At 41.2% G+C, this 22,597-nt stretch carries 18 protein-coding genes; 15 read left to right on the top strand and 3 right to left on the bottom strand.

From position 1 onward, the window contains the following. Positions 1 to 52 precede the first annotated feature (52 nt). From H6F42_RS10810 to H6F42_RS10765, 10 genes are all read left to right on the top strand, one after another. Positions 53 to 313, top strand: coding sequence for a hypothetical protein (locus tag H6F42_RS10810; RefSeq protein ID WP_190399364.1), 261 nt, complete (start codon positions 53 to 55; stop codon positions 311 to 313). Between the two features lie 202 nt (positions 314 to 515). After that, positions 516 to 950, top strand: coding sequence for a hypothetical protein (locus H6F42_RS10805; protein ID WP_190399363.1), 435 nt, complete (start codon positions 516 to 518; stop codon positions 948 to 950). Between the two features lie 59 nt (positions 951 to 1,009). Beyond that, positions 1,010 to 1,948: a hypothetical protein gene (locus H6F42_RS10800; RefSeq protein ID WP_190399362.1), complete on the top strand. Its 939-nt coding sequence runs from the start codon at positions 1,010 to 1,012 to the stop codon at positions 1,946 to 1,948. A gap of 16 nt (positions 1,949 to 1,964) precedes the next feature. After that, positions 1,965 to 2,948 (top strand): hypothetical protein, encoded by a 984-nt coding sequence (locus H6F42_RS10795; protein ID WP_190399361.1) that lies wholly within the window; start codon positions 1,965 to 1,967, stop codon positions 2,946 to 2,948. A 61-nt stretch (positions 2,949 to 3,009) separates the two neighbouring features. Next, complete coding sequence (locus H6F42_RS21640; protein ID WP_199288983.1) at positions 3,010 to 4,254, top strand: glycoside hydrolase family 19 protein; 1,245 nt, start codon at positions 3,010 to 3,012, stop codon at positions 4,252 to 4,254. A 112-nt stretch (positions 4,255 to 4,366) separates the two neighbouring features. Then, positions 4,367 to 5,113, top strand: a complete 747-nt coding sequence (locus tag H6F42_RS10785) for a Uma2 family endonuclease (protein WP_190399498.1) — start codon at positions 4,367 to 4,369, stop codon at positions 5,111 to 5,113. Continuing rightward, positions 5,106 to 5,687, top strand: a complete 582-nt coding sequence (locus H6F42_RS10780) for an AAA family ATPase (protein WP_190399360.1) — start codon at positions 5,106 to 5,108, stop codon at positions 5,685 to 5,687. Before H6F42_RS10785 ends, H6F42_RS10780 begins: the two co-directional genes overlap by 8 nt. A gap of 186 nt (positions 5,688 to 5,873) precedes the next feature. After that, positions 5,874 to 6,533 (top strand): type IV pilin-like G/H family protein, encoded by a 660-nt coding sequence (locus H6F42_RS21895; RefSeq protein WP_190399359.1) that lies wholly within the window; start codon positions 5,874 to 5,876, stop codon positions 6,531 to 6,533. Between the two features lie 511 nt (positions 6,534 to 7,044). Next, a complete protein-coding gene (locus H6F42_RS10770) occupies positions 7,045 to 11,631 on the top strand; it encodes a tetratricopeptide repeat protein (protein WP_190399358.1) in 4,587 nt (1,528 codons plus the stop codon). Beyond that, positions 11,628 to 12,146 (top strand): methyltransferase domain-containing protein, encoded by a 519-nt coding sequence (locus tag H6F42_RS10765; RefSeq protein WP_190399357.1) that lies wholly within the window; start codon positions 11,628 to 11,630, stop codon positions 12,144 to 12,146. Before H6F42_RS10770 ends, H6F42_RS10765 begins: the two co-directional genes overlap by 4 nt. On the opposite strand, the gene alr is transcribed toward H6F42_RS10765, so the two are convergent. Further along, complete coding sequence (gene alr / locus H6F42_RS10760) at positions 12,123 to 13,292, bottom strand: alanine racemase (RefSeq protein ID WP_190399356.1); 1,170 nt, start codon at positions 13,290 to 13,292, stop codon at positions 12,123 to 12,125. The two genes, H6F42_RS10765 and alr, sit on opposite strands and share 24 nt — an antisense overlap. Positions 13,293 to 13,695: 403 nt before the next feature. Here alr and H6F42_RS10755 point away from each other — a divergent pair, with 403 nt between their 5' ends. Continuing rightward, the gene (locus H6F42_RS10755; RefSeq protein ID WP_242018402.1) at positions 13,696 to 15,111 is read left to right on the top strand and encodes a glycoside hydrolase family 10 protein; all 1,416 of its coding nucleotides are present in this window, start codon (positions 13,696 to 13,698) and stop codon (positions 15,109 to 15,111) included. A 28-nt stretch (positions 15,112 to 15,139) separates the two neighbouring features. Here the strand turns inward: H6F42_RS10755 and H6F42_RS10750 are convergent, their stop codons facing one another. Continuing rightward, on the bottom strand, positions 15,140 to 17,104 hold the full coding sequence (locus H6F42_RS10750; RefSeq protein WP_190399354.1) for an ATP-binding protein: 1,965 nt from the start codon (positions 17,102 to 17,104) through the stop codon (positions 15,140 to 15,142). Between the two features lie 76 nt (positions 17,105 to 17,180). Between H6F42_RS10750 and H6F42_RS10745 the strand changes: the two genes are divergently transcribed. The 3 genes from H6F42_RS10745 (at position 17,181) to H6F42_RS10735 (ending at position 19,838) form a co-directional block, all read left to right on the top strand. Next, positions 17,181 to 18,365, top strand: a complete 1,185-nt coding sequence (locus H6F42_RS10745; RefSeq protein WP_190399353.1) for a peptidylprolyl isomerase — start codon at positions 17,181 to 17,183, stop codon at positions 18,363 to 18,365. Positions 18,366 to 18,497: 132 nt separating this feature from the next. Continuing rightward, complete coding sequence (locus H6F42_RS10740) at positions 18,498 to 19,478, top strand: PhoH family protein (protein WP_190399497.1); 981 nt, start codon at positions 18,498 to 18,500, stop codon at positions 19,476 to 19,478. A gap of 75 nt (positions 19,479 to 19,553) precedes the next feature. Next, positions 19,554 to 19,838 (top strand): MoaD/ThiS family protein, encoded by a 285-nt coding sequence (locus H6F42_RS10735; protein ID WP_190399352.1) that lies wholly within the window; start codon positions 19,554 to 19,556, stop codon positions 19,836 to 19,838. A 10-nt stretch (positions 19,839 to 19,848) separates the two neighbouring features. On the opposite strand, the gene H6F42_RS10730 is transcribed toward H6F42_RS10735, so the two are convergent. After that, positions 19,849 to 20,082 (bottom strand): DUF2949 domain-containing protein, encoded by a 234-nt coding sequence (locus H6F42_RS10730; RefSeq protein ID WP_190399351.1) that lies wholly within the window; start codon positions 20,080 to 20,082, stop codon positions 19,849 to 19,851. Positions 20,083 to 20,551: 469 nt separating this feature from the next. Between H6F42_RS10730 and H6F42_RS10725 the strand changes: the two genes are divergently transcribed. Further along, positions 20,552 to 22,564, top strand: a complete 2,013-nt coding sequence (locus tag H6F42_RS10725) for a PAS domain-containing hybrid sensor histidine kinase/response regulator (protein ID WP_190399350.1) — start codon at positions 20,552 to 20,554, stop codon at positions 22,562 to 22,564. Positions 22,565 to 22,597 lie beyond the last annotated feature (33 nt).

Here is a 22,597-nt window from a genome sequence, read left to right as displayed (position 1 = left end):
GAAGCAACTTTGTGTAAGGCAAGATAATAGTCAATTTTAAGGGGACTACATTGTGACATATGCCGCCCAACGCCTCGAATCCGAGCGACAGTCAGAGTCTGTCGCTAAAAAAGTCGATCCCATGATTGTGAGAGCTGCTAAGCAGATTTATCGATACTATGCTGATTCCTATGCCGCCCAACTACCGCGACCTATGGGAATAGCCATCAATCGTATAGATATGTCAGGGAAGCTTATTTATTCTCAATTAATTTTGCTGCCACAGGAAAGTTTTGTTCCTATGGAATTAATCGAGTTATCGGACTATCACTAAATTTTGAATAAAAAATTATGCAATTATTCAAAATTGTTTATTCAAAATTTGAATAAATTTCTTAAACCCCTCTAGTTATAATTAATTTTATACAAGTTAGTTTCTGAAAGTTCGGCTGCTAGAAATAACGAAGATTTTTGCAGCTAAAGTCGCCAATCCTCAAACACAACTCTTAACTACAAGTTACATTGGGTATCTATTTATGACGTATACGAGTTCTTCTGTATCAGTGACAGCTTCGGTACGTTTCCAAACCAAGCTAAAGGAAACTAAAAATTTTGGCGATGCTTTAGTGGAAATATTTTCGGATCTTGTGCAGTTAGAGATTGTAACGTGGGTAGCCCATGAGGGAGACACCTCCCATAAGGCTGGTAATCGTTTGAAAACAACGATTAATTTGATCGATGGCGACATCGAAAACGAGCTAGGAGCAGATTTTCTCCAAGGTTCACCTTATGCCGAATTGCGTGAATTTCACGAAATTCAGGTGGCTAAGGGTTCGGAAACGATCGCCAATAATTTAAAGACTTTGGTAGATATTGGGCAAAAAGTAACAGGTATGCTCGCAGGTGAATCTGAAGATCAAGAGGTTTCTGCGATTGGTGTGAGTAGCGATCGCCTACCAAGCTTCGTCTAAATGTAGAAATCTAAATTTAGAAATCTAAATTCTGCACCTAGTAGCGCTTAGGTAGCTGTATGCAAGTTGATAAGTCTGCCGATCATAAAAGTAAAACCTCAGATGACACCATTCAGTTAAACCCTAGGCGCAAAATGGCTTCTAATAAGCAATCATTAAATTCTTCTCCCATATCCAGTGACCAAAATTCATCTCCTAAGCCTAAGGATGGTGAGGGTCAAAGCGCTTCTCTAAATAGCTTTAGAGAAACCATGAAGGATGTTTTAGAAGAAATTACTTCCCTTGAAATCAATACGATGATCGTCGGTCAAATTCCGATGAAAAAGTTTGATATCAAAGATTTCTACATGGAACTTGTTGAAAATATTATGTATAAAACTGAGGAGGGGCTGCAAGATGTTAAGGAAGCCCTCCTCGGACGTAGTGCCAAACTAAAGCAGAAGGGGTTATTACTGCCTCAGCAAAGTACCACACCACTCTTGCCAAAAGAAGCTCTGCTTATCGAAGAATATCGCGCCGAGCTAACTCAATATAACCAAGATTTAGAAACCTATAAAGAAGCAGAAAGAGTTTTTAATGAATACAAAAACTCTTCCGATCCCCAGAAAAAGGATAAATTTGAGTTAGAGCAATCTTGCTATCGAGAATTGGCTAAGCGCATCTTTAAATTAGATATTAAAAAAGATGAACATGGAGAAATCGTTCCTGATGGACAGATGATTCGCTATTTTCGGAAACTCTGGGAATTTGAGCAATATGTTTTAAATGGGGAGCGGATTTATGCCCAAACAAAATTTCATCTTGATGGGGATTTGACTAATAGATTTTTGGATGATCTTTTTATTCCCAGCAAAAGTAAAATCGATCCGAAGATGGCTCAACTTGTTTTTGACTTACATCGTCAAGGGGTGGAGAATGCTCAGAAGCAATGGTCTGGGCTCATTGAAACCTGTGTAAATTTGGTTAAGAGTCTAATGCCATTTCGCACTACAAAATAAGGGGAGTGATGCGTAGGTGGCTACACCTGATTGGTTATCTATTGACGATGATGAAATTGTGTTACAGCTCAACCCTGATGTGTTGAGTCAAATTGAGCAAGACTACAGAGCGGCTAGAGGGAGCCAAAATAATTGGAATGAAAAGGTTGTTTATAAATACTTTAATAGTCGGGAATTGCTGAAGGTTTTAGGCTCCAGTATGGGTATGTCTTCCTATCGTCAGGGGGCGATCGTTTTTCGGACTTATTACCAAGACAACTCCTTGAGGTCTAGTAATCATGAACAAAATTATGGGCAAAAAAATATTGATACTCAAGGATTGCCAATCTTGCGAACCTTAATGCATCTCGATGGTGATGTGGCTCAAAAGGTTTGTCACGATATCTTAAGTCATCCAGTTGGCGATCGCATTGTAAAAGCCCATACCTTTGTCATTAGGCAAATTTCTTCCCAATTTTTAACGGTAATTAATGATTATGTAGAGGAAAAATTACGCCCTTACGCGATCGCCTTAATATCCATGATCACCGTATTGTCTTGGTGTACACCAATTCAAAATCTCGGCAGAAGTTTAAGGTTGCCAGAGCTTTTAATTAGCAATTGTTGGTTTATGAGTTTAGTCATTTTTGTGACTTTACTGCTGCTTTGGTGGGGAGTAACTAAGTTACCTTGGCAAATGCCATCTCTCCCTCGCTCAAGACAATCATTACTGAGAGACTTAGGTACATATTTGCTGGGTTTATTAGAAAATCCTATTTTGCAAATAATAGCGATCGCCATTATTGGATTTTTATTATTGAGTTGGCTGGCGATCGCCTTGGCAGTAATTCCCATAGATGCTCAATTTGGGCGCATCATTCAAAACACTCAAAATTATGTCGAGCCATCTTTACCCGTCGCGATTATCAGTCTCCGTAAATTAATCATCAACAATCTCAGCAAAATCTTGACGCGCTATTCCTTTGTTCTGAAATTTATCTTTGGGCGCTTCATAAAATAGTCAATAATTAGTGGTGCGCGGCTTTGTCGCGCACCACTAAGTTATTACATTTTTGAAAACGATGAAACAAATTGAGATTTGGCGATCGCAAGCAGCCGCAACCTTAGCTTTTCTCGTTCCCAAAATTGGGGGGACAGCGCCCAATGAACGCGATGGATTAGTCGATGATTTGGTACGAGCACTCAATAATTTACCCGCACGCCCAGCTATTCGCCAACCCTATGCTGGCATTTTTCCTGCGGCGGACTTAACTACATGGCGCAATCGGGCAGCCGCCAGCCTGAAGGCTTCCGTACCTAAGATTCCCAATGTCGAAGGGAGCATTTATGATGGGGCGATCGATGACTTAATTCGATTTATCCGCAAATTACCCGCTAGACCCACGGGGCGATCGCCCTATGCGGGGCTATTTCCTGCCGCCGATCTTGCCACATGGCGCAAGCAAGCCGCCCAAACCCTCGCTGCGGCGATTACATCAATGGTTGAATCAACTCCTACGGCGGCAGATGGGCGAGTGGATGATTTGATCCGCGTGATGAGTAGCTTACCCCTGCGTCCAATTTTGCGGAAACCCTATGAAGGGCTTTACCCGGCCCCTAATTTAAATCAATCTCGCAAACTAGTCGCCCAAAGATTGACCCAGTTAATTACCGAACTCAAGGATGATTTCAATCCCAAAGATATCTTGGTCGATCAAACAATTCGCGCCTTAAATAATTTGCCTCCAAGGTTAGCGAATCAAGAACCCTATGCAGGCTTATATCCTCCTACTACCTCCGATCTGATTACAAGGGAGCAATTGTTTGCGATCGCTCCTATTGCCGATCGCGATCGGCTAAGTCAATTATTGCCACATCTCAATACGTCCATGCAGCGCTATGAAATTAATACACCTCTTCGCAAAGCCCATTTCCTGTCTCAAACCGCTCATGAAAGTGATGGGTTTAACACGAATGAGGAATATGCCTCTGGAGCCGCCTATGAAGGGCGTAGAGATTTAGGTAATACCAAGTCAGGTGATGGCGTTAGGTTTAAAGGTCGGGGCTTAATCCAAGTTACAGGACGCTCTAATTATGCAGAATGTGGTCAAGCCCTAGGCGTAGATCTGATTAACAATCCTCAAAGGTTAGGCGATTTTGAGCTAGCTTGCCTTAGTGCGGGCTGGTATTGGGATACTCGCAATCTCAATGCTTACGCCGATCAAGATGATGTTCTCAGAATTACCCGCATTATTAATGGTGGGCTGAATGGACTAGAAGATCGCCAAGCCTATCTAGCCAGAGCTAAGCGGGTATTCGGGATTTAGAGTGGTTGTATGTAAAATAGAGCAAATATCTAAGCAAATATCTATAGGTTTTGGCGAGGGCAAATCTATGACTCTGCAACCTTTAACCGATGAAACAGCTATTCCAGAAGGGATGCGTACCGCCACGCCAAATATTTTTCCAGAAATTGACTATCCCGATAGTGATGGTAACCCTATGGCTGACAATACCGAGCAGTATCGCTGGATTGTATTCATTAAAGAAAACCTAGAAATCATGTTTGCTGATGATCCTAATGTGTTTATTGCAGGTGACTTGCTATGGTATCCCGTGCGACATACCCAAAAAAGGGTTGCCCCTGATGTGATGGTGGCTTTAGGTCGTCCCAAAGGTCGCAGGGGATCTTATAAGCAATGGTTAGAAGATGATATTGCCCCACAGGTCGTTTTTGAAATCCTATCGCCCAGCAATAAAGATCGGCGCGGGCAAGATTCCCTTGAAGATAAATTGGAATTTTATCAAGACTATGGCGTTCAAGAATATTACATTTACGATCCCGACGATCTGATTTTAGAAGGCTGGCAGAGATTAGGCGATCGCCTAGTACAAATTCCCTCAATGCTCAATTGGATCAGCCCCCTATTAGGAATCAGATTTGATTGGGCAAGGGGACAGGAAGTAATCCTCTCGCGTCCTGATGGACAGAGGTTTTTATCGACCATAGAGCTAGATCGGCGTTTACAGCAGTCAGAAATTCAAGTGTGGCAAGAGCAGCAACGCACCGCCCAAGAGCGGAGACGCGCCGAATCACACCAACAACGCGCCGAACAAGAAAGCCTACGCGCAAATCGTCTTGCAGAGCGTTTACGAGCTTTGGGTATCAATCCAGACGATGTTTAGACTTAACGGCAATTTAGGTCTCTGCGGGGCGCACCGCACTGGCAAAACTACCCTAGCGATCGCCCTAGCCGAGCGTCTCAATATTCCCTTTGTGCGTACCACCACTAGCCAAGTTTTTGCCACTTTAGGGCTAGATCCTGCGGAACCAATGGACTTTGACACCAGATTATTTGTGCAGAATCACGTTCTTGATGCTGCGGAACAAGTTTGGAAAAATTCCTCTAGCCCGTTTGTTAGCGATCGCACTCCCATCGACATGATTGCCTATACCCTCGGTGACATTCAGGGACGAACCGAGGTCAACTTTACGCAACTTAACAATTACATTGATCGCTGTTTTACTAGTACAAATCAATTTTTTCAGAAATTAGCAATCATTCAACCCGGAATCCCACTGGTCTATGAAGAGGGCAAAGCCGCCCTCAATGCCGCCTATATCGAGCATATTAATGTTTTAATTGTCGGGCTATGTAGCGATCGCCGCCTTAATCTGCCTGTGATCATTTGCGATCGCGCAAATCTTGACCTAGAAACTCGTATCCAATCGATAACCAGCTGTAAATTCCAAAATTGAGAGGCAAAGCGAAGAGTCCCCTCTCAATTTAAAAGCAAGTGGCGAAGGCTAGATGGCGGCGATCGCTACTTTGCAAAAATCTTTTCCGAAAAAAATTTTGCAAAGTGATAGCATCTCGTTTTTTTGTGGGTAAGTTACTTTCACAAGCAACCAGCTAACGTTCTTGACATACACGGGAAAAGAATCATGAAATCTGAATTTAAGACAAAGCTAATTCAACACCTCCTCAACAGAAAGGATTCCGAAAAGGGCTTCACCTTGATCGAACTCCTCGTAGTTATCATCATCATCGGTATTCTTGCAGCGATCGCACTTCCTTCCTTCCTAAACCAAGCTAATAAAGCCCGCGAATCCGAAGCCAAAACCTACACGGGATCTATAAACCGTGCTCAACAAGCTTACTTCCTCGAGCAACGCGGTTTCACTGGGCTCATCCCAACCCTCGGTCTAGGTCTTGCTACACAAACTACAAACTACAACTATTCTGCTTCAACTTTATCTGGTACTTCTGCTGGTGCTGGTGTTGGTACTGCTGCTAAAGCTGATTTTGCAAATTCAACTATTACAGTTCCTACATCTGTTAACTCATTCATAAATTCTTATGGTGTTCCTGTAGCTCCTGCTATTAAAGGATTTTCAGGCACTGTTTATGTTTCACAAACCATTGGTGGTGAACAAACTACATTTGCTATTCTTTGTGGGACAAAAGTAGCTGATGCAGTAAACGTTACGAACACCCCAGTTTACGGATATACAGCAGCCAATGCTACTACTTCTATATCTGGCAGCGTCAATTCTACTGCTCCGTGTGCGAACACAACCTTTATGGAAAATCTAGGCAAGTAATAGGTAATTAATTATGTATTTACTGGATTGATCTAGTAAATACATTTTCGATCCACCGACATTTCCTAATGTGGCATTGCTGACTTTGACATGAAATAGATATTTCTAAAATCATAGAAACACGATTAGGTCTACTTGCCTAATTTCTAGATCTTACCTATTTCACACTCAAAAACACCTCTAACGTTTATAGCCCAAAAAAGTCAGATGTTATCTAACTTTTTTGGGCTATATTTAATTGCGCCCAGATACTTAGGCACTAAGATAATATTTTCTTGATGATACTAGTTTTTTAAGATATCTTTATATTTTAAAGATCTAAGGTATAGGCTAAAAAGATTACAATACTTTTACAGTCAATTACAGTCAATAACTGAAGGTTGTTAATTATTCCTTACTAATTTTTGGCTTTTAGCCACGTCCTTATGATTTATGAATGGAAAACCTGCTCTAAGGTTTTGCTAATTTTTAATAAGGTACTTGATAGAGTATTTAAACTGTAAACATACAAATGAAAGCATACCATCAGCTAATTCAAGGAAATTACTCACAAGCTATCCAGCTTTATGAGCAGGAAATATCAAAAAAGCCAGATCGGATGGATAATTATGGCTATCTAGGCTTGACTCTTCTATTGCAGAAAAGAGAAGCTGAAGCACATATAATTTGGTCAAGCGTTATAGACTCCCTTGAAGACGTCGAATCATGGATTTTAACTCTAGAAAAAATATTAAATTCCGAAGCCAATCGTTTCACTACTCAATCTGATTTAGCTATAGCCTTACTAATTCGCCAGCATTTAAATGAAGTTTGTCCTGATAGTATTGGGAACCTGAGTGCATTGATCCAGATTAGCTTAGATCAAACTTTAGGGATTATCCCTGATGAATATATTTATCAATTAATCGAAATTCTTCAACAGCATGATGGCAATTTTAGTGACAAAGAAATATTTGCTCTCAAGTCCTTGCTTCAAACAGTAATAACTGATACGCCGAAAAAGAAGGTAGATAATAGTTCTGCTACAGATCAAGAAATTAAGGAGTTACAGAAAATTTGTACTATTGATTTCAATGTTCATGTCCCTTATGAATTTCTCGATTTTCTAGAAACTAAATTAGATTTAGAAATTAGTTTAATAAAGTTAGTTCTCGAAAAAGTTGAATTAGATTTAAAGAATGAAATAGTTTTTTCTATTTTAAAAGCAACATATCCAATTCCTTTGCAAATTCAATCTGTTTATATTAGAGCTTGTCTCGGAGTTCTTCCAGATTCCATCTTACTTCTAAAAGCCTTAAGCTCTACATATCAGAACATACAGCTAAATCTAGAAGCTGCGAAAATTGCTAAATCCTTAGCGCAAAAAAGCAATAATGACTTAGGGAAAATGGCTGCTTACTATGCAGTTACCAGAAGTTATTTAAACTCTGGAGTCAAATGGCACGATGCATACAATGCCTATGCTCAATATAAAACTTTAGCTAATATCATGCTAGAAAGACAAGAACCGATAGACGATCTTAACGAACTCTTTTATCTAGCTACTAATGCAATATTTTCTAATTATCTAATTGAAAATACTAAGGATAATCATGATTTCTTTGGTAAGTTAGGAACTTATTATCAAAGAGAAATACGCAAGCAATTAGGCACATTTTCATCTTCTTTTCAAGCAAGTAGATTAGTCAATAAGTCTAGAAAATTAAGAATTGGCTATATATCTGATTGTATTCGCCGTCATTCTGTCGGTTGGCTTAGTAGGTGGCTTCTCACAAATCACGATCTTGAGAAATATGATATTTTTGTCTATTCCATCAATCCAACTGAAGACCATATTCATTATGCAATTAAGAATTCAGTCACTCATTTTCATAGCTTAGTAATAGATGATGAATCTAGGGTATTAGGTGTTCGTTTAGTTGCCGAACAGATTCAGAACGATGCCATTGATATTCTCATTGAACTTGATATGCTTACCAGCATTAATGTTCTAGCAGTCTTAGCTCTCAAGCCTGCTCCAATTCAAGTTAGTTGGTTAGGTAGTGATGAATCAGGCATCCCTGCTATTGATTATTTTATAGCAGATCCATATGTTCTTCCTCCACAAGCTGAATCTTATTACAATGCTCAGATTTGGAGGTTACCTCGAACATATATAGCTATAGAAGGCTTTGAAGTAGGAGTATCTAATCTAAAGAGAGAAGATTTAGGCATTCCTAATGACGCGATTGTATACTTATGCGTTCAAGAATGTCATAAGCTAAATCCAGATTTTTTGCGATTGCAGATGCAAATCTTATCTCAAGTTCCTAACAGTTTTCTGCTGTATAAGAATAAAGCCAAAGAATCAGATTTTAAGCCCTATATTTCGGAAATTGCAACTAGTGAAGGGATATCTCCAGAACGCATACGTTTGCTATCAAAAACTCCTACTGAAGAAGTTCATCGTGCTAACTTGATGATAGCGGATGTCATTTTGGATACTTATTTCTATAATGGAGCTACAACAAACCTTGAAGCTTTATGGCTAGAAATTCCCATAGTAACTAAAGCTGGAGAAATGTTCACAGCCCGTAATGGATTTGCCCTAATGACTAATGCAGGAATCTCTGAGGGAATTGCATGGACAGATGAAGAATATGTAGAGTGGGGAGTGAAATTAGGTAAAGACAAAAACTTAAGACAACAGATCTCACAAAAGATAAAAAATGCAAAGCGGACGGCTCCTTTATGGAATTCCAAGCAATTCGCTAGAGAGATAGAAAACGCCTATTCAGAGATGTGGAATAGGTATATAAATCGAGAAGTCTCAAAATTAGAAATGTTACCTGAGAAATGGGAAAGTGTCATTGAAGCAGAAGAAAATAATTATCGAGGTATTGCTCTTGCTCAAACTGGTGACCTTAATTCCGCGATTATCCACTTACAAAGAGCGATCAATCTCGATCCTGCCTATATTGATGCTTATTACAACATGGGGATCGCCCTTAATCAGATGGGCTATCTAGATCGAGCTGTAGATAATTTACAAAAAGCAATAGCTCTTAATCCCGAACACAGCAATTCTATTTATAACTTAGGCGTTATTATGATGAAACGCCACAAAGTGGAAGATGCAATTGAATGTTTCTTAAAAGTTATTGAAATTTCCCCCTTTGACCTTGATACTTATCTTGCTTTGGGTAGTGCTTATCTAGAGATCAACTCTATAGAAAAAGCTGCTAAAAGCTATCGTAATGCTCTGCGTATTAATCCCAAATCAGCTTCTGCTCATTGTAGTTATGCTGTTGCTTTATCTGCTCGAGGAAAGTTTCTTGAAGCTATTTCTCACCTACAAAAAGCTATAGACTTGTCTCCTGATATGGCTTTAGCATATTGCAATATGGGTTGCACTCTAGCTAAATTTAAAGACAGATTATCTGAAGCAATATACTATTTTCAAGCAGCTATTAAGTTAGATCCAAGCCTTGGCGAAGCCTATTGTTATCTCATTGATATATTAAACACACCTGACTCTCCGATAGGGAGGGATTTGCCTTTGCAGAAGAACCTTGTAGAGAACTTTATGAGGTACTCACAAGATGATCGAGTCAGAGCTTTGTCTAACTATATTTCTGTGTACTGTAAAGCTGGGTTAGGTTATTTGGTCGAAGAGTTAGTGATTGAGCTAGAAGACTACATATATAACAATTCTGACAATTTAACAAAAGCAGAAATTGCTTGTATCTATTATCAGTCAGCATTTTATATAGTTAGTTTGAGAGATAATTTGAAATTAAATAGCAAACTATTCAAGCTTATTGGAAGTCTTTATTTTGAGAAATTTATTAAACCAGCAAATGTTCTATGGAGGAAGACAAGAAAAAATATTTTTGAGATAGATTATCAGAATAATATAACTATTTCTGGATTTCGCGAATCATTACAATCCCATCAATTGAGGATTGGAATAGTATCTTCAGGTTTTAAAAGACATTCTGTTGGATGGTGCAGTTTAGACAGTATTAAGGAATTATCTAAGCTCACTCCTCACATTTTTCTGTATAGCCTTGATAAGATCAATCCAGATGAACGAACTAAGAAATTTATTGAATGTGCAGAGGCATTTTACTTCTCTGAAATCGACAAGCTTGAAAATGACAGGATAAATTCAGATTTTAGTTCTTCTTCAAACGTTCTAGATACGAATTCTACTCTAGAGCAGATGTATCGAGACAAATTAGATGTACTAATTGATCTTGATTCCATTACAATACCTGCTAATATTGAAGCAATCTGTTTCCATTCAGAGAGTACGATATGTGTTACTTGGCTGGGATTTGATGCTCCTTATATTACTTCTAACAACTATTTCTTGGGAGATTGGTACACTCATCCAAAGGACGTTGAAACATTTTATACCGAACAAATACTTAGACTTCCAGATTCCCATATGGCTGTATCTGGATTTGACGCTGTAGAAATAGATCGAGACTTATATAGAAATTCTCTTAACATTTCCCCTGAACAAGTTGTATATCTATATTCAGCTCCACCAAGAAAATTTAATCTAGAAAGTGCTAATTCTCATATAAAAATTCTTAAGAGAGTCCCAGATAGCATTTTATTGATTAGGTGTGATGGAGAAATTGAATCAATAAGAGCAATTTATCTCGAAATTTGCCAATCGTTACTAGTTGATTTTGATAGAATTCGCACAGTATTTCCTGCAGAAACAGAAGAAGAGCATCGTTCTATATATTCCTTAGCAGATATATACTTAGATGCCTATCCTTACAATGGTGGCACTCATAACTTAGAGTCTCTATGGTTTAACTTACCAGTGGTAACAAGAAAAGGAGAACAATCTTTCTCTAGAATGGGATATTCGTTTTTACAATCTCTTGGTATTAATGAAGGTATTGCAAATAATTGGGAAGATTATATTGAGTGGGGAGTTAAGTATGGCATAGATCCATTACTAAGAAATTCAATCAAAGAGAAATTGATCAGTTCTAAATATACTGAGTCGCTAGCTCCGTTATGGAATCCTCAAAAACTGGCAAGTGATATGTATAATCTATTGAACACCTTAGTTGCAGAAAAGAAAATCAAATGAAGTTACATATTGGTGGACAAGAAGCACATCCAGATTGGAAGATATTTGATATTGAAAAGCGTCCAGAAGTTGACTATATCGGGGATGCAGGTGATCTAAGTCAATTTGAAGATGAGTCAATTGACGCGATTTACACTAGTCATGTTTTAGAACATTTTCATCATTCCCTCTACAATGAAGTTGTATTCACTTTGGGCGAATGGCATCGAGTCCTAAAAAAGGGAGGACAATTGATGATAAGTGTTCCTGACTTGCGTACTTTAAGTTGGCTATATTCACGACCCGACCTAGATGTAATGACTCGAATACATATTATGAGGGTTATGTTTGGTGGACAGACTAATCAATATGATGTTCACAAAGTTGGATTTGATTTTGACATCCTTTGTATGTATTTAGCTGAGATTGGTTTTGAAGGCTGCAACAGAGTATCTGAATTTAATCTATTTCAGGATTGTAGTAATTACTATATTTTGAATACTCCAATCAGTCTAAATGTGATCGCTACTAAATAGTCTTCTATCTGTCAAATCAACTGTTTTGGTGATATTGATTCTTGGTAGGCGATGCTTAAAACCACACAGGATTTCCCAAGAGATTGTGCCTACTAGATTTGCCCAATCATCGGCAGTATTTTCGGAATCGCTGCCTAAAAAGGTGACTACATCGCCCACATTTATATTGGGGACATGACTCACATCGATCGCACATTGATCCATCGTAATTGTGCCAATTTGAGCAACTTTTTGACCATTGACGGAGACGCGAATCCGATTGGACAAGCCTCGCGGAATGCCATCAGCATAACCGATCGCTACAGTAGCCATTTTCATATCCTGCGGGGCAATAAAGGATTGTCCATAGCTGACGCTTGTGCCAGCGCTGATTTCTTTGACTTGAGTGATCCGAGCTTTTACCGTGAGGGCGGGGCGCAGATCTAGGTAACTTTGTAGATGCGGTGCGGGATAAAGTCCATAGAGTCCTAGCCCTGTCCGCACGATGTCGTAATGCAGATGCGGCTCGCTCAACATGGCAGCCGTATTGCAAATATGAATGCGGGGCGCATGAAAATCTTCGGCTTTCAGGGCGGTGATGACCTGCTCAAATCTTTGGGCTTGCAAATGCATAAAGCGGCGATCGCGATCATCGGCAGTTGCAAAATGGGAATAGATACTCGTAATTTCTAAATTGGGCAAGTGCTGCACTAACTGTACAAAGGCCATCGCCTCTTGCCAATTCACGCCTAGGCGTGACATTCCCGTATCGATTTTGAGATGGACAGAAACCTGTTCTTGAATTGTAGCAAGCACTTCATGATAGATCAGCGCTTGCTTAGGGTTGCAGATGGTGGGTTGCAAACGATATTCGGCAATCGCCTTAATCTCATCAATTCCATTCGTTGCGCCTAAAATCACAATGGGAGCCGTAATTCCTGCATGGCGTAACTGAATCCCTTCGGGAATGGTCGCTACTCCTAACCAAGCAGCCCCCGCCTCGATCGCTACTTGACTGACATCGATCGCTCCATGCCCATAAGCATCAGCTTTCACGATTGCCATTAACTCTGTTGGTGCAGTTAAGAGGGATTTCAATTGCTGCACGTTATGTTTAATTGCCGAAAGATCGACTTCTACCCATGCGCGGTGATTTTGCTTGAGCATTAAGGCGCACTCCTCATGCGATAAAACGAACTTATACCAAAACTAAAAATGGCGCTGCCATTTTTAGTTTTTAAAACCTTACTGGGTGTGGGTTTTAATTCAGAAAAGTGTGTCTACACTTTTCTGAATTGTTATTACTGATTGAGGTTTTAATTTTGCGTAGGTAAAATCAAAACCTCAATATTACTTGGATGTTTCGGCAAAAAGACGCTTGCTGTGATACCAAGTTCCATCACACACTCAAACATATACTCAAATTAATTAGTTCCCACCAAAAGAGTAGGCGCTATAATCTGAGAATTTGCTGCTTTACAATGAGAATAGCGATCAGTATTTTTACTTAGCTTAATTATTCATATTTATGCAACTAATGCAACTCATGAAACGAATTCTCTTAAGTTTCATGTCTCAAAATTGGAGGAAATTTACTTTGAAACAGCGATCGCGCAAACGTTTTTTGTCAGCATTTTTTGCTTTGATATTTGCGATTGCTTTTGCCTTCACATTAGTTCTGCATAGCTTTTTGCCTAGTTTTATATTCAATGATCAAGCTGATCAAGCGATCGCCCAAACCTCTCCCCAATCGCAGCGCAAGCAATCCCAGAGTAATTCTCAGCGCAATCAATCTCCACGTAACCAGCAATCTAAACAATCCCCATCATCATCGCCAAAAAATGCCCAGCTTTTACCCCAGCCATTAATCCCACCCCTTCCGCCTGTTAATCCAACCATTGTTAATAAGAAGCAGGAAATTCGAGGTGTTTGGCTTACCAGTAATGACTTTACAATGTTTAGCGATCGCAAGCAGCTTAGCGAAGCCCTCCAACAGCTTAAGCAGCTAAATTTTAATACTATTTATCCTGTAGTTTGGAACGGCGGCTATGTGATGTATCCCAGTTCCGTGGCTCAACGCGAAGGGATTCAGCCCTTTGTCTATCGTGGTTCCGAAGGACAGGATATTGTGGCGGATATCATCGCACAGGCTCACCAGCATGACTTATTGGTCATGCCTTGGTTTGAGTTTGGGTTTATGGCTCCCCCCACCTCAGAGTTAGCCCTCACCCATCCCAATTGGCTCACCCAAGAACGCAATGGCGACACCACCTCAATTACAGCCGCAGGGGAGGTAGCTTGGCTAAATCCTTTCCATCCTGAAGTTCAGAAATTTCTGACGGAGCTGGTGCTGGAAGCTGTGACTAATTATGATCTTGATGGCATTCAATTTGACGATCACACCAGTTTGCCGAAAACCTTTGGATACGATCGCTACACGCTGAGTCTCTACAAACAGGAAACAAAAAAAGATGCGCCTGCCGATGTCGATGACCCTGCTTGGGTGCGTTGGCGGGCAAATAAGTTGACAGCATTTATGGCAAATCTCAACAAAGCCGTCAAACAACGCAAGCCCAATGTAATTTTCTCGGTATCGCCCAACTATTATGAATTTGCCTATAAGCAACAACTTCAGGACTGGTTAGGCTGGGTTCGCCAAAATATTGTGGATGAATTGATTGTGCAGGTATATCGCAATGATCTTGATGATTTTCGTTCGCAGGTGAGTCGCGCGGAAATTGTGGAAGTCCAAAATAAAATCTCGACAGGTATTGGTATTTTGTCGGGACTACGCAATAGCAATGTACCCATGTCTCGGGTCTATTCTCAAGTAATCACCGCCCAAGAACGGGGATTAGGCATTTCTTTCTTTTATTACAAGAGCCTCTGGGGATATGGTCCCGAGTCAGTTAGCGATCGCCAAAAGGACTTAAAATATCTATTCCGCAGTCCCGCGCCAAGGCTATTTGCTAGAGGTTCTTTCTAAAATACTGCGGTGCTTTGTACGGTAGTATTTATGATTTTGGAGAACCAAGGGGGATTTCTATTCTAAACTCCGATCCTTTGCCTAAAGTCGATAAACATTCCAATTTGCCTTGATGCTTTTCGACGACAATTTGATAACTAATGGATAAACCTAAACCAGTACCTTTGCCCACTGGTTTGGTGGTAAAAAATGGATCGAATAGTTTTTTGCGAATGTCTTCAGGAATTCCATGACCATTATCGCTAATCCGAATTAATACAATTGGTTCGGCATCATCCGTATTGGGTGGTTTTAAGGCGGTAGTAATGCAAATCTCACTGTTGTCTAATTGCTGGGTCTGCTCATCGATCGCATCGATCGCATTGCTGAGGATATTCATAAATACTTGATTAAGCTGCCCCGCATAGGCATAGACCAAAGGAATATCGCCATATTTCTTGGTGAGATTAATCGCAGGGCGATCGCCAAAGGCTTTAAAGCGATTTTGCAAAATTAATAGGGTGTTATCCAAACCTTCATGGATATTGAAAGGTTTGCGACCTTCTTGATCGGTACGCGAAAAATTTCTCAGGGACAGCACAATTTGTCTGATGCGCTCCGCCCCAATCTTCATGGAACTCAACATTTTCGGCAAATCTTGTTGCAGAAATTCAAAATCAACTTCTTCTAAGAAATTCTCAAGCTCAGGAATTGTTTCTGGGTAATTTTGGCGATAAAGCCCGATCACCTCTAATAGACTTTGAACGGAGCGACTAGCGTGATTGAGGTTGCCATAGATAAAGTTGACGGGATTGTTAATCTCATGGGCTACACCTGCGACTAACTGCCCCAAGCTAGACATTTTTTCGGTTTGAATTAGTTGAGTTTGGGTCTTTTGAAGATCGGCGATCGCTTGTTCGAGTTTTAAGGCTTGGGCTTGAGCTTTGGCGGCATTGGCTTGGGCGGAGTCAAATAACTCAGCTTGGTCAATGGCGATCGCCAATTGGTTCGCCACCGATTGCAATAGCTCCACTTCATCGGCATTCCAAGGACGACTACCTTGGCAATGGGCGGCGACAATTACCCCTAACTTTTGCGATCGGGTTTTGATCGGTACAAATAACTGAGAAGTAAAACCCCGTTGCGACAAAAGATCACGGCTAGTATCATCTAAGGTCGAATTAGTATAAATCGATTGAATTTGGACTATTTCCTGTGTAAGTAAGCGTTTGCCTACGGAGGGCAATTGCGAAAGGGGATAGGTATGCACATTTACAGCCTGTGGATTTTGGCTAGTCGCAAAATGCACTAGTTGAAATTCGGGCGGCTCTGTATTCGGCACATACCAAAAGAAATTGCAGAGATCGATCAGCAATAAATCCTGCACCTCATTGACCGCCGTGGCAATGATCGTATTAAAGTCGAGGGAATTGCGAATTTGGCTAGCCAGACGACGGTTTAGCATTTCCTCTCGCCGCACCAAATCCTTATAGCTTTGGCGCGATCGCTCTAGTTCTCTTTCGGCACGCCGACGTTCCCACTGCTCGATTTTGCGATCGCTAATGTCATGAGCAACTATCACGATATTCTGCACATTGCCCTGCTCACTGCGAATTACGCTCCCTGAAGACTCTAGAAATCGCCAAGTTCCGTCCTTATGCTGCATCCGATATTCTAAAATCTTGCCCACTCCCGTCTGTAAAGTCTCGGCGGCAGCTTCTAAAACCTGTTTGCGATCGTCGGGATGGATTTTGTCGTAAGCCCATGTGCCTTGGAGTTCGGCGGATGTATAGCCCAACACTCGCTCGTAGGAAGGACTGTTATAAATGCGATAGCCATTGGCATCAACTACCGCAATCAAGTCGGCGACATTTTCCATAATCGAGCGAAACAGGCGATCGCCCTTTAAGGCGGACAGATCGGACTGGTCAGGATCATGGGTTTTTATTAAAATATCTGTCTTATGGTCGATACTTGCGTCCGTCATGGTGAATGTTTTGGGAGGGGACAGCATGAAATCAAGATAAGTTTGCCTAACTGTGCAACCAAATGCAATAGCATTTTAATTGGCTAGTTTAGTTTTGGGTGCAATGTTGAATCTTAATTTAGATCGTAATTTAGATCGATTGAATAATCGATTACCAAGCCAAAAAGTGCAGGAAATAGGTCTTCTATTCCATAAAAATTGGCTCAAACTAAGTTTTAAACCTGTAACAATTTTTGTCTCTATTGTCCTGTTGACATCTTTGATGATGGTATTGGCGATCGCGCCGCAACCAACTTTTGCAGCCTTACCAACTAAAAGCGCGATCAAAGATCCACGGATCATTTTGCGAAATGCCCTGCCCATTGATAGCGAATCCCTCCGCGATGTGCAGCACACCCTAGAGCAAATGCCCCGTCAAGCTAATCTCAAGCGGTGGAGCAATCTTAAAAAAGATGTTGAAGAAATTACCTCAAGCCTTAGTCAAAATCAAGCAAATTTAATTGCCGAAGCCAATAGCGATCGCAAGTCCGCCATTACCGAACATTTAACCAGTTTAAATACGGCTTTAGTTCCATTACAGGAAGCGATCGCTATCAAAGATCGCAATAGCGTCAAATCCCTTTCCGAAAAAGCCTTAGATTATGTCGGTTTAGTAGAATCTGACTTAATCAAAGAATTTCCCTTTGAAATTCCTGCCAAGTATGCCAGCTTACCCAAGTTAAAGGGACGCGCCCTAGTGGAGCTAACTACCGAGAAGGGCAGCGCGATCATTACCGTTGATGGCTATAGCGCCCCCGTCAATGCAGGACAATTTGTTGACCTCGTTCAAAAAGGCTTTTATGACGGCTTGACCTTTACCCGAGCCGATGAAAATTATTATCTCCAAACGGGCGATCCTGATGGAGCCGCCGATGGCTACATCGATCCCAAGTCTGGCAAGTCTCGCAATGTGCCGATCGAAGTCCGTCTCCCCGATCAAAAACTCCCCGTCTACGGCAAGACCTTTGAAGAAATGGGTTTATATGGTTCCTTACCCGTCCTTCCCTTCGCAGCCTTCGGTACTGTCGCGATGGCTCATCCCAATGATGATCCTAACGCTGGTTCATCGCAATTTTTTATCTACCTCTTTGAGTCAGAGCTAACTCCCGCAGGCTTGAACCTGTTAGATGGTAACTATACCGTTTTCGGTTATGTCACCGAAGGTAAGGAAACTTTGGATAAACTAAGATTAGGCGACAAAGTAATCTCCGCCCGTGTGATCAGTGGCGCAGAAAACTTAGTTAAGTAATTAAGCTTTTGAATTTTGACTTTGCCTATGACAAAGTCAAAATTCCCTATTAAAAAAGCTTGCTTCGCAAGCTTTTTTAGTTTTAAGAAGATGCAAAGCGCTATAAAGACTAAATTAAGGATAACTAACTTGATGGGTACTACCCGCAACGAACCATATATTTTCAGTTTGCCAACTCCTAGCAGCGCGATCGCCTTAGCAGGAAATCGTGAGGAAAATCTCAAGCTCCTAGCCGAAGAACTCGGCATCAAATTAGTACTGCGCGGACAGGATCTGATCATCGATGGTACGCCTGAGCAAATTAGTCTTTGTGAACAGATTATCAAGGCTCTCAAGCCTCTATGGAGTGATGAAAAAGCGATCGCCTCTGTCGATATTCGGGCGGCTCGCCAAGCGATCGCCGAAGAGCGAACTAGCGAATGGCGCGATCGGGCTACTATTTCCCGCAATCGACGGGGCGACTCTATCCAGCCACGCACCTATCGCCAACAGCAATATGTCAAGGCGATGGAAACCCATGATCTCATTTTTGGGGTTGGACCCGCAGGAACGGGCAAAACCTATCTCGCGGCTGTGGCTGCTGTCAGCGCTTTGCAAAGCAATAAATTTGAACGCATTATCCTCACCCGTCCAGCCGTCGAGGCAGGGGAAAGTCTCGGCTTCTTACCGGGAGACTTACAGCAAAAAATTGATCCCTATCTGCGTCCCCTTTACGATGCGATGCATGAAATGATTGGTGCAGAAAAAGTCCCCCAACTCATGGAGCGCGGCATTATTGAAGTCGCACCCCTTGCCTATATGCGCGGACGCACCCTTAGCAATTCTTTCATCATCGTGGATGAAGCCCAAAACACTACAGCCGCCCAGATGAAAATGGTCTTAACCCGTTTAGGCTTTAGATCGCGTATGGTCGTTACAGGCGACATCACCCAAATCGACTTACCTCGCCATCAAAAATCGGGTTTAATTATCGCTATGAACATCCTCAAAAATGTGCGGGGTGTCTCTTTTAATATCTTTGATAAAAACGATGTCGTGCGTCATCCCCTAGTGCATAACATCATCGCCGCCTATGAAGATGCCGAAAATAATCTCAATCAAGAAGCTAACTAAAAACAACTCCAAAAGCTGTAGCGCACGCTGCGCGTGCGCTACAGCTTTTGGATTCCATCGTGAACCTGAAAAGCTATGACTCATAAAGCCATTTCTGAAAATATCGGAACCAATATTCAAGTCACCGTTAAGCTATTTGCCATTTTTCAAGAAGCCTTTGCCATTGATGAACTGCAAATGAGCCTTGAGTCTGGCGCAATCGTCTCCCAAATCTTCGATCGCCTAGTTAGCCAGCAACCTCACCTCGAAAAATGGCGATCGCTGACCCGTTATGCAATTAACTTAAATTTTGTAAATCCCCACACTGTAATGAAACATGGTGATGAAGTAGCCCTGATCCCCCCCGTCAGTGGTGGCTAGAAGCTAGCTATTAATAGCTAGTATCCATCCGACCTTGTCCTGACCAGTCCAGCAAGCCACTGAACTGTTGTAAATCAATAAAGCTTAATTGTAGCAACACCATCAGCAAGGGGCCCTCTTGCCTCTCTTGCCAACGTTTAGCCACCGCTAATTGCTCACGGTCAACTACCGAAGCCTCTAGCAGGTGTCGTTCTAAATCTTCTTGGCGACTAGCGATCGCGTATGTCTGGGATTGATAACTCATTGAGATCAAATAACTATCTACTTAAGCAATTTGGATTAATAGCGTAGCGCACCTTACCACATCTATCAACGTCCGTCAAAGTTATTTTTTGTGACAGTCCCTAATAAAGAACAAAGGCGACCAAAGATTCGCCTTTGTTCTTTGTTTTTAAGCCCGTTTGTGCAGATAACCACTAAATCTCTAGCTGTGGTCACTTACATTAAAACAAACCAAAACCCAAGAAGCGAGTTGAGGCGCAAAGCACCGAAACTCGCTTCTTGGGTGGGAAGGGAGTTGCAAGAATGAGCTATAAATGCTGAGACATCTATAGTGAGCTATCAAAAAGACTTTGCTATTTTGAGGATTAGTATAAAATTTAAAAATACAAAAGGACTACGCCATTTTGCGCTTTGGTATTATTCCTAGAACGCTGTAAAAACCAATTTTGGTCATTTGTAAAAAATTGCAGTGCTACACCAAGTTTGACTACATGAACAATCCCCCAATCTCTGAAGGCAAGTCGGTAAAAGATAGCCCCTCTCTTCAGCAAGAACTTACGGAATTACGAACTGAAGTCACCAAACTTCAATCAGAAAATTGTGACTTGGAAAATTCTTTACTCACTGCAATTGAACATGGCGACCTCATCGAAGCAGAGTTGCTAGAGGTCAACAAAAGACTTAAAAGTGAAATTATTGAGCGCAAAATGGCTCAAGCCACTTTGCAGTCCATCTTAGAAATTGTCTATCGCGATAAAAGCGATCTCGAAATTATGTTGGCGACCGCTACCGAACATGGTGATGCGATCGAGTACGAACAATATAATCGCGCTGTAGAAACTATGCGTCAGAGTGAAGAGCAGTTTCGCGTCATTGCTGAGTCTACCAGCATGGCCATGTTAGTTAGCCGCCTTGCTGATGGTGTAATCTCCTATGCTAATACTAGCGCTGGTTCCATGCTAAAAAGGGAATCCCGCGAATTAGTGCAACATTCTTTAGCCGATCTTTTTTATCTCAAGAGTGATTGGGAAAGCTTGCAACAGCAATTTCTGCGAACCCAGAGTGTTCGCGATTATGAAATACGTTTATGTACTGTTAATAATGAACCCATATGGGTGCTAGCTTCTCTCCATTTACTATGGCTGAAAGGAGAAAGAGTTCTCTTAAGTACTTTCTATGATGTTACTCTGCTGAAAAATACGGAAATTGCCCTACGCATATCCGAAGCAAAGCTAAGAGAGCAAGCTAACTTATTAGAACAACGGGTTGAAGAGCGTACTCGCGATCTCACACAGGCAAAAGAAGCGGCGGAAACGGCTAGTCGCTCTAAGGCGGCTTTCTTAGCAAATATGAGCCATGAGTTACGAACTCCTCTCAATGCCATATTGGGATTTGCTCAATTGATGCTCTACGATCAAGAATTGAATGATCAGCATAAAACGGATTTACAGACGATTTGCAATAGTGGCAATCATTTACTAGTCATGATTAACGACATTTTGGAAATGTCTAAACTTGAAGCTGGTAGCGTGATGCTGCGCGAGAAAGAATGTTATCTTTACGAAATTATTGATACTGCGCGAGATATGCTCGCTCTCAAAGCACAGGAAAAAGAACTCCAATTTGATTTTTCTATTCATCCTGATATTCCTCCCTATATATATATTGATGAAGGGAAATTACGCCAAATCCTGATTAATTTAATTAGTAATGCGATTAAGTTTACGGATGTCGGTCATATCTATGTGCGAGCTTATCCTGAAGTAGTTCAAGATGCTGTCGCTAGAGGTTTTACTAATCAGCACTACATTTGCTTTGATGTAGAAGACACGGGTATGGGTATTTCGGAAGCGGAAGTAAAAACGCTATTTCAGCCCTTTGTGCAAACTGATTCGGGCAGGCGATCGCAAGAAGGCACTGGCTTAGGGCTATCAATTAGTTATAACTACGTGCGGCTGATGGGCGGACAAATGACTGTAAATAGTAAAGTAGGCAAGGGTTCTACTTTTAGTTTTCATATACCTATTAAATCTCTGGAGCTATTTAAAGAAGATCCCGCAACAAAATTATTCCATCGAGTCATTGGGGCGCAGTCTGAGCAAGCCTATCGCATCTTGATTGCCGAAGATATGCGTTTAAATCGGCAGTTATTAATGAGAATTTTGGCTCCCCTTGGCTTTGAGGTCAAAGAAGTTAGTAATGGTCAAGAGGCGATCGCGCTGTGGCAATCTTGGTCACCGCATCTGATTTGGATGGATGTCAGGATGCCCTTATTAAATGGACATGAAGCAGCAGCAGCAATTCGAGAACTAGAAACTAATCTAAACATTTCCCCATCCCAGAAAGTACAGATTATTGCTCTCACCGCTAGTCTTGAGGATCTAAGAGAAGAAGATCTCTATCTGCATGGTTTTAATGGATTTGTCGCCAAGCCTTTTTCGGAGGATAAAATTTTCACTAAAATGTCTGAGCATTTAAACTTACGCTACATTTATAACGATTAATATCAAATGAAGAAATGTCTACGCCATTTCTTC

The organism is Pseudanabaena sp. FACHB-1998, assembly GCF_014696355.1.
Lineage (GTDB): Bacteria > Cyanobacteriota > Cyanobacteriia > Pseudanabaenales > Pseudanabaenaceae > Pseudanabaena.
The sequence above is the reverse complement of the archived record's forward strand: the minus strand, read 5'-3'. Positions and strand labels throughout refer to the sequence as shown.